The organism is Methanoculleus sp. (assembly GCF_036677455.1).
Classification (GTDB): domain Archaea; phylum Halobacteriota; class Methanomicrobia; order Methanomicrobiales; family Methanoculleaceae; genus Methanoculleus.
On sequence record NZ_JAVBWL010000051.1, the window covers coordinates 53594 to 70673 of the forward strand.

Consider the following 17080-nt stretch of genomic DNA (forward strand, 5'->3'; position numbering starts at 1 on the left):
GGCATAGTTACCTTACGAGGGACAATAGTGCAGACTCTGCTCTTCCTAATAGTATTTCCCATCCTCGTCGCATGTCTTTTATTGTTCGTAAAACGAACGACGTTGCGCTACGCGGTGGTCGCCCTCTCGGCTCTTGTCATCGGCGGGGCATCGATATACCTGCTTATCCGGTATGCATTCGAGGGCGCGGTCTACTTCGCCGCGCCTTCGGGTGCGATCGACCTCGCTATGGTGGCCATCGAGATGGGGCTCGCGCTCTTCATCGTCTACATGGGCGCAAAGTTCAGGAACTACCTGGCAATCGTGCTGGCCGTCATTCAGGCGGCGCTGGTGGTCTACCTCGAGATGACGTTCTCAGGGAGCCTTCATGCGGTCAACAACCTCTTCATCGACCAGTTCTCCATCATCATGGCCCTGATCATCGGGATCATCGGGAGCCTTATAGCCGTATACGCGGTCAGATACATGGAGACCTATCACCGCCACCACCCGGAGGTGCGCGACCGGCAGACGTTCTTCTTCTTCGTCATCTTCGCCTTCCTCGCCGCGATGTTCGGCCTGGTCTTCTCGAACAACCTCCTGTGGGTCTTCTTCTTCTGGGAGATCACCACCATCAGCTCATTCCTGCTGATCGGCTACTCGGAGACCGAGGAGGCGACGAAGAACGCCTTCCGAGCCCTGGTGATGAACCTCCTCGGCGGGGTCGCCTTCGTCGTGGCGATCATCCTCCTCGCTGCAACCGAGCCGACGAGCGGGGGTATCGAACTCTCCCGGGTGCTCGCCTCGGGCGACACGGCCATCGTCCTGATACCGGCCGTCCTGATCGGGTTTGCCGGGATCACGAAGGCCGCGCTGATGCCCTTCTCCTCCTGGCTCCTCGGGGCGATGGTGGCCCCGACCCCGGTCTCGGCCCTGCTCCACTCGAGCACCATGGTCAAGGCCGGTGTCTACATCCTGGTCAGGTTCTCGCCGGTCTTTGCCGGGACGTTTGCCGGGTTCTCCATCGGCCTCGTTGGCGGAGTGACGTTCCTCGTTGCGTCCGCAATAGCGATATCACAGAGCGACGCGAAGTCGGTCCTTGCCTACTCGACGATAGCAAACCTCGGGCTGATAGCCGCCTGTGCGGGTGTCGGGACCTACATGCTCGTCTGGGCAGCGATCCTCCTGATCGTCTTCCACGCCGTCGCAAAGTCGCTCCTCTTCCTCGGGACCGGGGCGATCGAGCACCGGACCGGAAGCCGCAACATCGAGGACATGGAAGGCCTGATCGTCCGGATGCCGAAGATGGCGGTGATGATGTTCATCGGGATCGCCGGTATGTTCCTTGCGCCGTTCGGTATGCTGATCTCCAAGTGGGCGGCGATCGAGGCGTTCGTCCAGGTCCCCTTCGGCCTGATCTTCATCGCCATCCTCGCCTACGGGAGCGCCGTCACGGTCTTCTTCTGGGCGAAATGGATGGGCAAACTCGTCACGGTCACCCGGAATACGGAGCGGGTTGAGAAAGGGTTCTTCCAGGAACCCTGGGCCCCCCTCTACATCATCACCGGCCTCGTGATAGCGGCAGTCCTCCTCTTCCCGGTCATCTCCTCGATACTGATTGAGCCCTACGTTCTCGCTATCTACGGGATTACGGCACACCTCGCAGACACGAACGTCGCCATCATGCTCCTGATGATGGCCCTGCTCCTGGTCCTCCCCGTCTCGTTCCTCCTCTTCAAGAGGACCGCGAGACACCTCCCGGCCTACATGGGCGGGAGGCCCGCAACGCCGGACCTGCAGTTCGCAGGCTCCCTCGGCCTGACCCGGGAAGCCCAGACGCGGAACTACTACCTCACCGAGTACTTCGGTGAGGCAAAGCTCTTCCGGCCGGGTGCGGCGGTCTGTATCGTCCTGATCCTGGTATCCTGGGTCCTTGCGGGGGTGGCCCTATGAACTGGCTCATCGGCGCAGTCCTCTTCCTCATCCTCGCGCCCATAGCCGGCGGCCTCATCGCCGGTATCGACCGGAAGATCACCGCGCGGATGCAGGGAAGAGTCGGGCCGCCGCTCCTGCAACCCTTCTACGACGTGGGCAAACTCTTCGAGAAGGAGCGGGCCGTCGTCACCACGGCGCAGAACTTCTACGTCCTCGCCTACCTGATCTTCATCGCCCTCTCCGGCGCGCTCTTCTTCGCGGGAGGGGACCTTCTGCTGACCGTCTTTGCCTTCACGCTCGCCCATGTCTTCCTGGTGCTCGGGGCCTATGCGGTCCACTCGCCCTACAGCCACATCGGGGCCGAGCGGGAACTGATCCAGCTGATGGCCTACGAACCGATGATCATCCTTGCAGTCGTCGGGTTCTACATGGTCAGCGGGAGTTTCTACGTCACGGATATCGTTACAACGACCGTGCCGGCGATCCTGTACCTCCCCGGCGTCTTCCTGGGCTTTGCAGTCATTCTGACCATCAAACTCAGGAAGTCGCCCTTCGACATATCGACATCGCACCACGCGCACCAGGAGATCGTCAAGGGGATCACGACGGAGTTCTCGGGATCCACGCTCGCGCAGGTCGAGATCGCCCACTGGTACGAGAACGTCTTCCTCCTCGGGTTCGTATTCCTCTTCTTTGCCTGGAATCCGATACTCGGGATCATCGCGGTCATAGTCACCTACCTTGCGGAGATCTTCGTTGATAACGTCACCGCACGGGCGCGGTGGCAGGCTGCATTGAAGAGCGGGTGGCTCGCAGCGGTCCTCGGGATCGTGAACCTGGCGATCCTCTCCTATATGATGCTCGGGGGTGCATGAGTATCATGGCATTCCTGAAGCGATCACCCTGGATCCTTCATTACGATGCGTCCAGCTGCAACGGGTGCGACATCGAGGTGCTTGCATGCTTAACGCCGCTCTACGACGTGGAGCGGTTCGGCATCATCAACACCGGAAACCCGAAGCACGCGGATATCCTGATGATCACCGGCGGGATCAACGAGTTGAACCGGGCGGTGGTCAGGAACCTCTACGAGCAGATGCCGGAGCCGAAGGTTGTCGTGGCGATAGGCATCTGCGCCGCAACCGGCGGCATATTCCGGGAGTGCTACAACATCGCAGGCGGCGTCGACAAGGTTATCCCCGTCGACGTCTATGTCCCGGGATGCGCGGCGCGGCCGGAGATGATCATCGACGGCGTTGTGAAGGCGCTTTCGATCCTCGAAGAGAAACGGACGAAGATGACCGGAGCGGCACAGGCCAAAGAGAGCGCGCGGCAGGCGGCAGAGGCAGGTGAGAGCACATGACAGTTAACGAAGAGCAGACAATCATCAACGTCGCACTGGAGGACCTCACGCGTGAGGTCGAAGCGCTCCAGACCGGCGGATACCGCCTCGTCCAGATCGGGTGTACGGACATCGGCGGAGCTTACGAGGTCAACTACTCGTTTGACAGGGACTACCAGTACCGGAACCTCCGCCTGACGGTGGGGCCGGAGACAGAGGTCCCGAGCATCTCCGGCCTCTACTGGGGGGCGTTCGTCTACGAGAACGAGATGCACGACCTCTTCGGGATCCCGGTCGTCGGGATCAACATCGATTTCAAAGGGACGTTCATCAAGACGAAGGAGAAGTATCCGTTCAGCGTCACGAGAAGTGGAGGTGACCAATGCCGGAACGCATAATCGTCCCGTTCGGACCGCAGCACCCGGTGCTGCCCGAGCCCATCCATCTCGACCTCGTCCTCGAGGACGAGACCGTGGTGGAGGCGATCCCCTCCATCGGCTACATCCACCGGGGGCTCGAGCGACTGATCGAGAAGCGCGAGTTCACGGAGTATGTCTACGTGGCAGAGAGGATCTGCGGGATCTGCAGTTTCATGCACGCCCTCTGCTACAGCCAGGGTATCGAGGAGATCATGAAGATCGAGGTCCCCGACCGGGCGCGCTACCTCCGGACGATCTGGTCGGAGACCTCGCGTCTCCACTCCCACCTCCTCTGGCTCGGCCTCTTTGCGGACGGGATGGGCTTTGAGAACCTCTTCATGCGGTCCTGGCGCCTCCGGGAGAGCGTGCTCGACGTGCTCGAGGACACCAGCGGAGGGCGGGTCATCCAGGGCACCTGCAAGGTCGGCGGGGTCCGGCGCGACATTGGAGCGGAGAAACTCGCGGAGATGCACCGCGCGCTCGACCCCTTCGAGGAGGAGTGCCGGGACCTCGGTGACGTCTTCTTGAACGACGATACGGTGAAGTACCGCCTTCAGGGCCTCGGTGTCGTCGGGAAGGACGAGGCCTACGCCCTCGGAGCCGTCGGCCCGACCGTGAGAGCAAGCGGAGTCGCAATCGACCACCGCGAGACCGGCTACGCCGCCTACGGTGACCTCGGCTTCAAGCCGGTCGTCGAGACCGCCGGGGACTGCTACGCCCGGTGCGCCGTCCGGGTCAAGGAGGTCTATGCCTCCATCGACCTGATCCGGCGTGCGATCGACCAGATTCCCGAAGGACCCCTCGACGTGAAGGTCAAGGGAACACCGGACGGCGAGTACTTCTCCCGCGTGGAGCAGCCACGGGGCGAGGTCATCCACTACCTGCGGGGCAATGGCACGAAGCACCTCACCAGGGCCCGGATCAGGACCCCGACGCTCGCGAACATCCCGATACTGGTGAAGATGCTCCCGAACGCCCAGCTCGCCGACGTCCCGGTCGTCGTCCTCTCGATCGACCCCTGCATCAGCTGCACGGAGAGGTGAGTCTGGCATGGGAATTTTTCAGATGACAAGGACAGTTCTCCGGAACCTTGCAGGGGGACCGGACACCCGGCCATACCCGGCAGTACCGGCGCGGACGGGCCCCTTCACCCGGGGGCATGTCACTATCGATCCGGCCACCTGCCGCTCCTGCGGCCTCTGCTCGAAACGGTGCCCGTGCGAGGCGATCCGCCTTGATAAGGAGGAGAAGGTCTGGGAGATCGACCGCATGCGCTGCATCGCCTGCGGCGACTGCGTCGAAGGCTGCCCGTTCGGGAGCCTCACGATGGAGCCGGAGTACTTCTCGCCGGTGGTGGAGCACGTGGTGGAGAGTTACACCATCACCTACGTGAAGCCCGAGAAGCCTGCGAAGAAACCGGCTGAAGAGAGCACAGGCGCAAAGGAAGAAGGCGCCGGCGAGAGCACGTGAGAACGGGGGCCGGGGCCCGAACTCCCCGGCACGCTATTTTTGACCCTCTCTTCTCGCACCCTGCAAGACCCCAATCAAGCAGGTCGCGTCACCTTTCACCCCATCCCTACTTCCTCACCAGCGGGTGGACCATATGGATGATGTCGTAGGTGTGGCTCGGGTAGGCCCAGGGGATCCCGTCGAGCGCCAGATCGTCCACCGTCAGGCCATGTTTGATCGCGAGGGCGAAGACGTTGATCACCTCCTCGACGTGCGGCCCGATGAGGTGAGCGCCGAGAACCCGGCGGGAGTCCTCGTCCACCAGGAGCTTGTAGCCGGCGTGCTTCTGGCCGATGCTCCGGTTCGTGAACCTCCCCGAGAGGTCACCGGAGGTAATGACGCAGGGGATTCCCCTCTCCTTCGCCTTATCCTCTGTGAGCCCGACGGATGCGATGGGCGGGGTCGTGAAGACGGCGCTCGGGACGACGGAGTAGTCCGCGACGCGGGTGTTGCCGTGCAGGATGTTGTCGACGACGACATGGGCGTCCCTTACCGCCACCGGCGTCAGTTGGGGACTCTTCGCATTCGCGTCCCCGACCACATAGACCGCCGGATTCGAGATGCTCTGGAGGTATTCGTTGACCGCGATCCCCCGCAGGTCGGTCGCGACCCCACCGGCGGCAAGGTCAAGGCCCTCGATCGCAGAGACCCTGCCCGCGCCGTGGACCACCATATCGGCATCGAAGGTCTTCTCCTTTCCCTTTCTTCCGGCCCGGACCCGGAGGCCGGCGGCGTTCTTCTCGACCGAGACGAGTGGCATATTCGTCTGCACGTCGATCCCTGCCTCACGTGATGCCAGCAGCAGACGGTCGACGATATCGGGATCGAACCCCGAGAGAGCCCGGCCGCCCCGCTGCAGGATGGTCACTCCCGATCCGGCAGCGGCGGCGACGTGGGCGAACTCAAACGAGATATAGCCTCCGCCGACGAAGACGATCTGTTCCGGGAGCGCTTCAAGGTAGAAGAAGTCGTCGCTCGGGGTCATCAGGTCCTCGCCCGGGACGCCGAGCGACCGGGCATGCGCACCGGTGGCGACCACGATGTACCGGGCGATAAGGGTATCGCCGCCGACCGCCACCCGATCCGGTCCGGCAAAACGTGCAAACCCGTGATAGGCGTGGATCCCCGCCGCCCGGAAGCTCTCCTCCCTCCGCCGGGGGATGGGATCGGTGAAGGTCCGTTCGAAAGCGACGAGCTCCGGCCAGTCGATGGAGACAGCACCCCGGATGCCGTTCCCCTGCAGGCCGCGGACGCGGGAGACCGCCTCCGCGGCACCGGCGAGCACCTTTTTGGGGACACAGCCCCGCAGGCCGCACGTCCCCCCGTATTCCCGGGAATCAACGATCGCTACCTGCATCCCGGTCTTCCTGCAATGCCAGGCTATGTCGGAACCGGCGACCCCTGTCCCGATAACGACGACGTCATACTCCCGCTCCATATGAGGCTACGGTTGCTGCAGACAGCCATAATGGTTACCCCTGGGCGGTCGTGCCGGTCAGAAATAGAGCAGGGAGACGATCCCGACGGCGACGACGATGAAGATGACCGTCAGAGCGCCCCCTGCCACGAGATAGTCACGGTTCCGGTAGCCTCCCGGGCCCATCAGCAGGGCGTTCACCGGGTGCGTGGGGAGGAGGAAGGAGTTCGAGGTGCAGATCCCGGTGAGGAGCGCGAGTCCCCGGGGGTCGAGCCCGAGCGAGCCAGCCATCACGAGCACGAGCGGGACCAGGAGGACGGTTGCGGCAATGTTTGACATCACAAGCGAGAACGCGGTCGCGAGGACGGCAACGGCGACGAGGATCAGGAGCGTCGGGTATCCCGCGACCAGGTCGATCACCCGATCGGCGACGAACTGTGCGGTCCCGGTCGTATCCATGGCGATGCCGAGCGGGAGGAGGCCGGCGATCAGGATGAGCGTCCGCCAGTCGATGGCCCGGTAGACCTCACCTATCGGGATGACCCGGAGGAGGACCATCGCGACCACCCCTGAAAGAAGGCTTATCGGGATCGAGAGGCCCGTGAAGGTGAGACCGACGGCGGCAGCAAAACAGAGGACAGCGGCAACCGCACCCCGCTCGCGGATCCCCGTCCGCCCCTCGACGGGAGTCACCAGGACGAAGTTCCGGCTTGTGCCGAACGCCCGGAGCCGTCTCCAGCGGCCCAGGACGACCATCGCATCGCCTGCCCGCAGGGGAAGATCGGCAAGGCCCTCCCGCCACTCTTCTTCCCCGGAGAGGATGACCAGCACCTCGGCGCCGTAGGTGATCCGGAACTCGAGGTCGCGGAGCGTCTTGCCGATGACCGGAGCATACGGCCGGACGATCACCTCCGCGAACCCCACATTCGGATCGGCCATGACGTTTGCGGTGCTCTCCCCGGCCCTGACCCATTCAAGACCGAAGTCGTCTTTGAACCGCTCGACGTCCCGGTCCTCCCCGAGGATGCTGAGCTCCTGCCCGGCAGCGAACCGGATATGTCGCCACGGCGTGTAGACGATCTCGCCCTCCTCGGCGATGGAGATGAGGTGGAGGGCGTAGCGTGATATCATGTGGACATCCTCCCGCGTCTTCCCGACAAGGGGGCTTCTCGCAGGGACCCGCAGGTAGGAGATCCGGCAGGGCAGGCGCCAGTTCCGGATCAACTCCTCCTGCGACGTCAACCGGGTTCTCTCACGCCGGGGAAGGACCCGGTCCCCGAAGAAATAGAAGAAGGCGATCGAGATGAGCAGGAGCGGCAGACCGACGGGGGCGACGGCAAAGAGTTCGAAGGGTGCATACCCCCGCTGCCTGAGGAGGTCGTTCAAGATGATGAGGGTGCCTGCCCCGACCATGCTGATAGTCCCCCCGATGGTCGCAGCGTAGCCGACCGGCAGGAGAAGGCGTGATGCCGGGATCCTCGTGAGCGCCGAGACCCGCAGGAGCAGGGGGAGGAAGACGGCGGTAGCCCCGACGCTCTGCATGAACGCCGAGAGTCCGCCGGCGACGAGCGAGACGGCGGCGGTCAGGCGCCGCTCTTCGCGGCCGGCAAGCCCGACTATCGCGCGGGCTATCCGGACGGTCACCCCCGTGCGGTCGAGCCCGCGGCCGAGGACCATCACCGAGAGCATGGCGATGACCGCGCTGCTCGAGAAGCCGGAGAGGGCCTGTACCGGGGTGACGAGATCGAGCCACGCAAGTGCGAGGGTCACCAGGACGGCGGCGACGTCGACCCGGACGATGCCGGTGATGAAGAGGATTGCGGCGCCGGAGAGCACCAGCAGGGTGAGGAGGACCTCGGTCTCCATCAGGCACCCTGAGGTGCGGCGAGCAGAAATAGATGCGGTCGGGCCCGGACGATCACTCGTACATCGCGCGGGTGACCCGGTGCGGCTCAAACTGACCGCTGTGGAAGACCCGGACCTCGACCTCCGCACCCTTCCGGAAGTCTCGCATCAGGAGGTCGTAGGTCCGCCGGACGTAGCGGAGGCCCTCCTGAGCGAAGAGGTCGCGGAGAGCTCGCCGGAACCGGACCGCCTGGTCGAGGAACGCCGCCTCGTAGGCACGGGTCTCGCGGGCGATCCGGGCGCACTCCTCCAGGTCGATCGGAGTGTTGTAGCAGCCGTGCTCGTTTAAGCCGCTGATCTGCCGCCAGTCGACGGCACCCGTCTCGTCGGCCTCGCGATGGAGCATGTAGGGGTAGATCCGGCAGATGGCAAACCTCTGATCGTAGATGCTGCACCTGCCGTGTTCGAGGAACGTACAGGAGCCGTCCGGCTTCGTCCTGAGGGCGTAACCCGATACGTAGAAGCGTCCCTGCTGGTCGCAGGCATCGAAGTCCGGCGCCGGGATGAGGGCGTCCGGCGCAAACCTGCGGACGCGGTCGGTATCCTCTTCGAGCAGAAAGACGTGGCCGTTGAACTCGCGGGTGCAGCAGCGACCGCAACAGTCGCAGGAGAACCCGACCTCACGGATGATCTCGATGAACTCCTCTTCCGGGAACTGGAGAAGATTATCGCGTTCTGCTTTGAGGGCGGCAATCTCTTCGTCGAACGTGAACGTAACCGGCAACCTCCGTCAGCCCGGCACGAATACCGGGATCGTTATCTCAGGTGTGTGCGCCAGAAGGGGATATGCCCTTCGGGGTGATCGGGTGAGGGGGGTCCGGCCCGAAAGACTTCAAAAATATTCGTAGGTTACGCAAACCTGATACCTCCGCGCGTGCATCATCCTTCATCAGAAGGTGACGGGGATGGGGAACTGGAGACCGGCGGCGGTGGTCACCCTCGGCTGCCTAGTGATCGCCGCGATCATCGGGACCGCTTTCGCGTCGGAGGACGCGGAGAACGAGACCTACGGGGATTTACAGAAGTTTGCATCGAACGAGGAGATCGAAGCGTTCCTGAAAGAACACGCGCAGGGAGGGTGGAACGGCGGCTACCCCCGGACCACCGGGGGCGTCGTGCCTGAGGGCGATTACGCCCCGGCACCGATGGCGACGTCCGCCCCGACCTCCTCCGCCGGCGACTACTCCACGACGAACGTGCAGGTCGAGGGCGTGGACGAGGCCGACTTCCTGAAGAACGACGGGAAATATATCTACATCATCTCGGGCGAGAGGCTCGTGATCATCGAGGCCTTCCCTCCCGAGGACGCGGAGATCATCTCTGATCTCCGGATCGACGGGACTCCGAAGGCGCTCTTTCTCGCCGGCAACCGCCTGGTGGTCTTTGCCACGACGACGGACGAGGAGATGACCGCCGTGGAAGGGAGCGTGACGCCGGTCCCGGTCTGGCGGACGGTGACCCATGCCTACGTCTACGATATCAGCGACCGGAAAGACCCGGAACGGGTCCGTGACGTGACCTTCACCGGGAACTACTATGACGCCCGGATGGTCGGGGACTACGTCTACACCATCACGCAGGAGTCCCCGGTCTGGGTGCGGGAGAGGATCGTCCTCCCCGAGGTGGGGGGCGGGAGCGGCGAACCGATCCAGCCCGACGTCTACCGCCCGATAAGCCCTCTCCAGAACTACGTCTTCTACACCACAGGCGGCTTCTCGGTCCGGGACGATACGGGCGGCGCTCCTGACGCCGAGACCTTCCTCCTCGGCTACGACACCACCCTCTTTGCGTCGCAGGAGAACCTCTACATCGGCTACCGGAACATGGGACCGGTCTATAGCGACGTGGTCTTCGAGGCACCGCCGGACGGCACCGGCACCCGGGACCGGACGATCATCCACCGGTTCGCGATCGAGCGGGGGACGATCGACTACCGGGCGATGGGCGAGGTTCCCGGGCACCTCTTGAACCAGTTCTCGCTCGACGAGTACGGGGAGAACCTCCGGGTGGCAACGACCGTCGAGGACTGGACGCGGGAAGGGTCGGTCCAGTACAACAACGTCTACGTCCTCAACCCCGCGATGAAGACCATCGGGACGCTCGAGCATATCGCGCCGGACGAGCGTATATACGCCGCCCGGTTCGCCGGTGACCGGCTCTACCTGGTGACGTTCAAGCAGGTCGACCCTCTCTTCGTCATCGACCTCTCGGACCCGGAGCACCCGGGTATCCTCGGTGAGCTCAAGATCCCGGGCTACTCCGACTATCTCCACCCCTACGGTCCCGACCACGTCATCGGCATCGGGAAGGAGACTGAAGAGAACGGCTGGGGCGGTGTCTCGGTCGGGGGGCTCAAGATAGCGCTCTTCGACGTCTCGGACGTGAATAACCCCGTCCTAGTCGACAACGTCGTGATCGGGGAGGCCGGGACGGACTCTCTCGCGCTCCGCGACCACAAGGCCTTCCTCTTTATCGAGGAGAAGGGGCTCCTCGTCCTCCCGGTGAGCGAGATAGTGCGGGTGGAGAACCCCGCATCGAAGTACCCCGGCTCCTACAGCACCGCGACTTGGCAGGGGGCTTACGTCTACCAGGTGAGCCCCGCCTCCGGGTTCTCCCTGAAGGGGAAGGTCACCCACGCCGAGAAGGGATCCCCCTACACCTGGAACGCGCCCGACGCGGTAGAACGGTCGCTCTTCATGGACGAGACCCTCTACACCGTCTCAAAGAGGAGCATCATCATTACTGATCTCGTCGACGGCAGCCGGGTGGGCGAGGTCTTCCTCCCCTCCCGGTGGGAGGCCTACCCGACCCCGTACCCGGTCTGGTGAGCTGGAGGGCGGTGCTTCCAGACCACCTTGAAGATCTCCATCACGACAACGACCAGGGCCGCGAGAGCGAGCAGCGAAAGCCATTCGACCAGGGAGACGGGCTGCAGCCGGAGCACATCCTGCAGGAGGGGGATATAGAGCGCGAGGATATGGACGCCCTGTGCAGCGACGACCCCGGCGATCAGGAAGTAGTTGCGGCTTATCGGGACATGGAAGGCCGAACGGTACTCCGACCGGCAGTTGAAGACATGGAAGTTCTCAAGGAGCACCATCAGCAGGACAACCAGGTTCCTGGCCGAGAACTCGTCCCATCCGTTTGAAAGCAGCCAGTACCAGGCACCGAGCGCGATCAGGGCGATCGCGGTTCCGGAGAGGAGCGTCTCCTCGATCATCAGCCGGTTGAAGATCCCCTCCTCCGGCCTTCGCGGCGGCCGGTTCATGACGCCGGGCTCGCCTCCTTCGAACGCCAGCGCCACGCCCTGGATGCCGTTCGTCACCAGGTTCAGCCAGAGGAGCTGGACCGCGAGCAGGGGCAACGGCAGACCGATGACGAGAGCGACGAGGAAGAGGAGCACCTCGGCAAACCCGGTCGATATGAGAAGGTAGACGACTTTGCGGACGTTGTCGTAGGCGTGCCGGCCCTCCTCAATCCCGGCGACGATCGAGGCGAAATCGTCGTCGGTGACGATCAGCGACGCCGTGTCCTTGGCAACATCGGTCCCCGAACCCATCGCGACCCCGATGTTCGCGCTCCGGAGCGCCGGCGCGTCATTGACCCCGTCCCCGGTGACCGCAACGAACTCCCCGCTCTCCCGGTAGGCCTCGACGATCCGGAGTTTCTGCAGCGGCGTCACCCGGGCAAAGACCCGGGCACGCTTCACCCGGTCGACAAAATCCGCGAACGTCGCTGTATCTGGATCCCCGAGTTCAGCGCCGGTGACAACCTCGTCGGGGGAGTCCGTGATCTCAAGCTCCCGCGCGATGGCAAAGGCCGTCGCCGGATGGTCCCCGGTCACCATCACCACGTCCACCCCGGCGCTGCGGCACCGCCGCACGGCATCGGGCACGTCGGGCCGGATCGGGTCCATGAACCCGACCAGGCCGAGGAGTTCGAGGGGCGGTATTACGGGATTCACCGGCGAGACCGGGTCCTCGGCCCGGCCATGAGCAACAGCGAGCACCCGGTAGCCGCGGGAGGTGAGGTCGTCGAGTTCCTCCTGGATGCGGTCCGGGTCGAGGGGCACGCCCTCCTCCTCTCCCGCAGCCATGGTCCGGCAGAAGGGGAGGACCGTCTCGACGGCTCCCTTGACCACCACCCGGATCGCCCCGCCTTCCCGATACCAGACAGCGGCATACCGGTGCTCGGACTCGAAGGGGATCTCAGCAACGGCGGGCGCACTCTCGCGGATGGCGGCTGGGTCAAGCCCCAGTTTGTAGGTGACCGCAAGGAACGCCACGTCGATCGCGTCGCCCCGGTGCTTCCAGTCGCCCTCCCCGGCCCGCTCCAGGGCGGCCTCATTGCTGATCGTTGCCGCCCGGACCAGACGTTCCAGGCGGTTACGGGCAGAGCCGGCGACCCGCGCTCCGCTCTCGTCAAGAACTTCTCCGTCACCGGCATACCCGGCCCCGGTGACGGAGAACGCCTCGCCGGTCGGCAGGGCGACGACCCGGGCGGTCTGCTGGTTCACGGTCAGGGTGCCGGTCTTGTCGCTCGCGATCAGCGTGCAGCTCCCGAGGCTCTCCACGGCTGCAAGGAACCGGACGATGACGTTCCGCCCGGCCATACGTGATGTTGCAATCGAGAGAGCGACAGTCAGGGCAACCGGGAGGCCCTCGGGGATCGCCGAGACCGCGAGAGCGACGGCGAGGAAGAAGACCTCGATCGGGGGCATCCCCTGGCCGAGGACGATGATCGCAAGCAGTCCGGTTGCGGCAAGGACAGCGATGCTGATCTTCCGGGAGAAGTCCTCCATACGGATGACGAGCGGGGGCTTGCCCGTCTCGGAAGTCATGACCGTCTCGGCGATCTGCCCGATCTCGGTGTTTCGGCCGGTTGCAACCACGACACCCGTGCTGCGGCCGGTCATGACGGTGCTGCCGGCGTAAAGCATGTCCTGGCGGTCACCCAGGGGGAGGGGTGCGCCCACGGGGTCCGGATTCTTCCCGACCGCGTGGGACTCGCCGGTCAGGAGGGACTCGTCGACGGTGAGCGACCGCGCTGTGAGGATGCGGATATCGGCGGGAACGCGGTCGCCCGACTCCAGGGCGACACGGTCGCCGGGGACCAGGTCTTCCGCCGGGACGGTTGCCTCACGGCCGTCCCGCCTCACCCGCGCATAGGATTTGAGCATCTGCTGGAGGGCCGTTGCGCTCTTCTCCGCCTTCACCTCCTGGAACGTCCCGATGACTGCGTTGATAAGGATCACGATGAAGATGAAGGCGGCGTCGGTGAGATCGGCAAAGAGGATAGATATGATCCCGGCCGCGAGGAGGACGTAGATGAGCGGGCTCATGAACTGACGAAGGAAGACCTCCAGCACCGTCGGGGGGCGCTTCTGCGGGAGGGCGTTCGCACCGAAGATCTCCCGCCGCCGGGCAACCTCCGCATCCGGAAGGCCGGCGGCCGGGGATGCAAACTGACCGGCTACGTCGCCCGCAGGAAGGGCGTGCCATGCCGTCGTCCGGGACTCGCCGGGGGAGAGGGGGGGGTTCGTCGTCGCCATGGTACCATCTCATCGGGTGTGCGCCGCAGGGCGGGGTAACCGGGCGAGATCCCGGACCCTGACCGGCCGGCTACCGCGGGCCCCCATCCCGTGGGGACCACGATACCGCCAAAAGGGGATCCCGCGGAGTCACGCATACGGGAGAGATCGGGTCGGCCACATATAAAACCTCAGGCATTGGCCAGTGAAGGCCCATTCTCCCGGCGGATCAGGCGTGGATCATCGTCAGCATCATCTTGAACTGCGTGACGGCGTGGACGGCGTGGGGAATCGTCGCCGGCATGATGATCAGGTCGCCCTCCTTCATGGGGTACTCCTTATCTGCGATGGTGACGAGAGTCTCCCCGTCGAGGACCTGGAGGACGGCATCGTAAGGAGCGGTGTGCTCCGAGAGGCCTTCGCCCGCATCGAAGGCGAAGACTGTGATGGTGCCGGACTTTGTGTAGACAAGCATCCGGCTGACGATCGAGCCTTGCTGGTAGGTGACGAGGTCGCGGGGGTCGATGACCTGTTCGACGAGGTTCTCTTTCTTTGCTTCAGGCATACGGGTCGGTTTCTCCTGTGGTGTATTCTTTTTTGCGGCCGGTGGCAACGATCAGGCATACAGTGATTTAACCCAGAGATAACCAGGAGATAGAACCTGTTTAATCTGCTTGCCGCCCGAATTTCTGTGAGAAGAATAATATTAAGAGCAAATGAACTGTTAATTAACGGAGGTGGCATGATTGACAAGGGTACGATTAACCATCCTGATCTGGGAAGAAGAAGGGGCGTATGTTTCCAGGTGCCAGGAGCTTGAGGTTGCCAGTTGCGGCGATACACCGGAGGAGGCTCTGGACAACAGCCGTGAAGCGATCGAACTCTACCTGGAGAATGCAAAAGAACTCGGGATATTGCAGGATCTTGAGCCGATACTGAAATCACCCCGTAAATTCACCTCGGTCATCGAGGTCGACGCGTGACGAAGTTGCCTCGGGAAACTGAGGACAATTGGGTTCGACTACGCCCCACACCGGAGAAAGGGTAGCCATACACCTCTTCCTATGCGGCAGGAAGAGGGATAGACGCGGTTCACACTCTGGCCATTCTATCACTGATATCTTTATCTGTCTATCTCCATTCAGTGAAATATATCACTGATACCAATATAAATATCTCACCGCATAGAGATACATATCACTGATACATATAAATACATATCATGTTATAGTGATAATTATGATTCTGACGGAACAATCCCCGGAAGTCGTTGCGTTCATCCGAGAGGCGCTCGACCTATCACCCAAAGCCGAGAACGTCGATATTGAAGATCTGTACAATCTGTTCTCTCTGGAGCTACCACTGCAACCAGACCTTGTATTCAGAGATTACGAGCGGCTCTACGTTGTCGAAGTAAAATCAAAAGTCGCATCGATCGATACGATTGCCAGAATGCAGCTCTTGCGTGAACTCTGGCATCGGCGGGGACTCGATCGGCCACCGGTCGAGATGGTCATTGCTGCCAAGACCATCCGCCCCCGAGAAGAGCAGCTCGCAAGGGAACTCGACATCCGGGTGATAAAAATCCCCTGGACGCTCACCCCCCCCATTAAAAATGATTTCAGGCCATCAAAGAGCAAGATCACCACCGATAAGTCCTGGAAGATCGTCTCCCGCCTGCTCAAAGAGAAGAGCACGTCCATCCGACAGTTGGCGCTACAGGAAAACGTTTCCTATGGCTGGGCGCATAAAACCGTGGAGACGCTCATGAATCAGAACATCGCAAAGAAGAATGACAGTTACGTTCAGATCAGCGATGTGAAGAAACTCCTCAACGGCATCGCCTGGGAGCGACCGATGAAGAACCTGAACATCGCTGAGATTCCGATGCAATTCGGCGATTCGATTCCGGCAGCGAGGGACATCACCTACATGCTCTCCGACCAGAAAGTGTCTTTCGCCTTCACGGGCTACACTGCCGGTGGGCTCTATACGGGGTACGCTGTCCGCCAGGATGCAGTCTACCTCTACCTTGACAAGAAAAACCTCGATCTCTTCGTCGAGATCTTCAAAGCGCCTCCCGACGAGCTGAACCGGAACAGAATACGAGCATGGATCTACGCACCGGACAGGGACGTCTTTACCGATACGCAACAGAAGGAGGGTATCACCATCGTATCCCCTCCACAGACCCTGCTCGACCTTGCAGGATTCGGTTACAGCGCGATGGATCTCACCAAAGCGATGGTGGATAGGTATGACACTCTATAACCCAAGCCAGGAGGTTATCGAGCTCTCCCTTGTCGAGCTCCGGAATGTCGCTGCCTGGGTCGCCAAGCGTGAAGGCAACACGCCCACGCCGACGACGATCCTTATTGGAGGCTGGGCAGTTGATGCATACAACCCATACGTCGGTTCCGTCGACATCGACCTCGTCACCAACAGCAGAACTCGGGGGCGCCTGATGAACCATCTTGTGCATCACGAAGGGTTTCACTACAAGCGATACACCTACCATAAGACTGTAGAAAAAGGATCCGGTTCAGAAACCATCATCCTCGACTTTTACTCAAGAGAACGACCGGACCCATTCGAGGGTGGGCGGGGAGAACTCGCGCTTGACTTCCTCGATGACCACACCGTTGTCATGCCTATCAGAGGCGGTATCCGGATGGCAGTGCCGACACGCGGAGCGCTCCTGGTTATGAAACTGAAAGCGGTCTGGGATCGCTCGTTCCGCTATGAACAGGGAAGATCGCCCGACCCTGAATGGGAGTATTCGAAACTTGTCAAAGACCTTGCCGACATCCTGGCTCTGCTGGATCCGGAGCACGGGGGGCATGACCTCGATATCGAGTTTCTTGGCGAGATGCTGAACCGCTATGCCTTCCTGAAGAGATGCATTGAGAAACTGCCCGAATCAGACGATGCCAGGGATAAATACGAACGAATGGGCGAGAGAACCGTTCAGCGAGTCTGTGAGGACTTCCTGTCGGTGTTGTGAGGAGATAGGGGTGAAACCGCCCCCTGAAAAAGGTTAAGAT

Annotated in this window: 15 protein-coding genes; 10 read left to right on the forward strand and 5 right to left on the reverse strand. The window is 62.4% G+C overall.

Going from position 1 to position 17080, the window contains the following annotated elements:
• Positions 1-27 precede the first annotated feature (27 nt).
• The 6 genes from V6K60_RS12200 to V6K60_RS12225 are packed head-to-tail and all read left to right on the forward strand — an operon-like array spanning position 28 to position 5145.
• Positions 28-1932, forward strand: a complete 1905-nt coding sequence (locus V6K60_RS12200; RefSeq protein WP_332450800.1) for an NADH-quinone oxidoreductase subunit 5 family protein — start codon at positions 28-30, stop codon at positions 1930-1932.
• Positions 1929-2789, forward strand: a complete 861-nt coding sequence (locus V6K60_RS12205; RefSeq protein ID WP_332450801.1) for a respiratory chain complex I subunit 1 family protein — start codon at positions 1929-1931, stop codon at positions 2787-2789. Before V6K60_RS12200 ends, V6K60_RS12205 begins: the two co-directional genes overlap by 4 nt.
• A 5-nt stretch (positions 2790-2794) precedes the next feature.
• Positions 2795-3277: an NADH-quinone oxidoreductase subunit B family protein gene (locus V6K60_RS12210; protein WP_332450904.1), complete on the forward strand. Its 483-nt coding sequence runs from the start codon at positions 2795-2797 to the stop codon at positions 3275-3277.
• Entirely contained in the window at positions 3274-3654 is a 381-nt protein-coding gene (locus V6K60_RS12215) for an NADH-quinone oxidoreductase subunit C (RefSeq protein WP_332450802.1), read from the forward strand. The genes V6K60_RS12210 and V6K60_RS12215 overlap by 4 nt, the downstream gene beginning before the upstream one ends.
• Positions 3639-4718 (forward strand): hydrogenase large subunit, encoded by a 1080-nt coding sequence (locus tag V6K60_RS12220; protein WP_332450803.1) that lies wholly within the window; start codon positions 3639-3641, stop codon positions 4716-4718. The genes V6K60_RS12215 and V6K60_RS12220 overlap by 16 nt, the downstream gene beginning before the upstream one ends.
• Before the next feature lie 22 nt (positions 4719-4740).
• Positions 4741-5145, forward strand: a complete 405-nt coding sequence (locus tag V6K60_RS12225; protein ID WP_332450804.1) for a DUF362 domain-containing protein — start codon at positions 4741-4743, stop codon at positions 5143-5145.
• A 106-nt stretch (positions 5146-5251) separates the two neighbouring features.
• On the opposite strand, the gene V6K60_RS12230 is transcribed toward V6K60_RS12225, so the two are convergent.
• Genes V6K60_RS12230 through V6K60_RS12240 form a run of 3 tightly spaced genes read right to left on the reverse strand, consistent with a single transcriptional unit; the run spans position 5252 to position 9230 of the window.
• Positions 5252-6622 carry a dihydrolipoyl dehydrogenase family protein gene (locus V6K60_RS12230; RefSeq protein ID WP_332450805.1) on the reverse strand — a complete coding sequence of 457 codons (1371 nt, stop codon included), beginning with the start codon at positions 6620-6622 and terminating at the stop codon, positions 5252-5254.
• Between the two features lie 57 nt (positions 6623-6679).
• On the reverse strand, positions 6680-8467 hold the full coding sequence (locus V6K60_RS12235) for an SLC13 family permease (RefSeq protein WP_332450806.1): 1788 nt from the start codon (positions 8465-8467) through the stop codon (positions 6680-6682).
• Positions 8468-8519: 52 nt separating this feature from the next.
• A complete protein-coding gene (locus V6K60_RS12240) occupies positions 8520-9230 on the reverse strand; it encodes a YkgJ family cysteine cluster protein (protein ID WP_332450807.1) in 711 nt (236 codons plus the stop codon).
• Between the two features lie 181 nt (positions 9231-9411).
• Between V6K60_RS12240 and V6K60_RS12245 the strand changes: the two genes are divergently transcribed.
• Positions 9412-11334, forward strand: a complete 1923-nt coding sequence (locus V6K60_RS12245; RefSeq protein WP_332450808.1) for a beta-propeller domain-containing protein — start codon at positions 9412-9414, stop codon at positions 11332-11334.
• On the opposite strand, the gene V6K60_RS12250 is transcribed toward V6K60_RS12245, so the two are convergent.
• Positions 11307-14057, reverse strand: coding sequence for a cation-translocating P-type ATPase (locus V6K60_RS12250; protein WP_332450809.1), 2751 nt, complete (start codon positions 14055-14057; stop codon positions 11307-11309). The two genes, V6K60_RS12245 and V6K60_RS12250, sit on opposite strands and share 28 nt — an antisense overlap.
• 208 nt (positions 14058-14265) lie before the next feature.
• Positions 14266-14601: a cupin domain-containing protein gene (locus V6K60_RS12255; RefSeq protein WP_332450810.1), complete on the reverse strand. Its 336-nt coding sequence runs from the start codon at positions 14599-14601 to the stop codon at positions 14266-14268.
• A 181-nt stretch (positions 14602-14782) separates the two neighbouring features.
• Here V6K60_RS12255 and V6K60_RS12260 point away from each other — a divergent pair, with 181 nt between their 5' ends.
• The 3 genes from V6K60_RS12260 (at position 14783) to V6K60_RS12270 (ending at position 17040) form a co-directional block, all read left to right on the forward strand.
• Positions 14783-15019 carry a type II toxin-antitoxin system HicB family antitoxin gene (locus tag V6K60_RS12260; RefSeq protein ID WP_332450811.1) on the forward strand — a complete coding sequence of 79 codons (237 nt, stop codon included), beginning with the start codon at positions 14783-14785 and terminating at the stop codon, positions 15017-15019.
• A 256-nt stretch (positions 15020-15275) separates the two neighbouring features.
• Entirely contained in the window at positions 15276-16307 is a 1032-nt protein-coding gene (locus V6K60_RS12265) for a hypothetical protein (RefSeq protein WP_332450812.1), read from the forward strand.
• The gene (locus tag V6K60_RS12270; protein ID WP_332450813.1) at positions 16294-17040 is read left to right on the forward strand and encodes a nucleotidyl transferase AbiEii/AbiGii toxin family protein; all 747 of its coding nucleotides are present in this window, start codon (positions 16294-16296) and stop codon (positions 17038-17040) included. The genes V6K60_RS12265 and V6K60_RS12270 overlap by 14 nt, the downstream gene beginning before the upstream one ends.
• Positions 17041-17080: the final 40 nt, after the last annotated feature.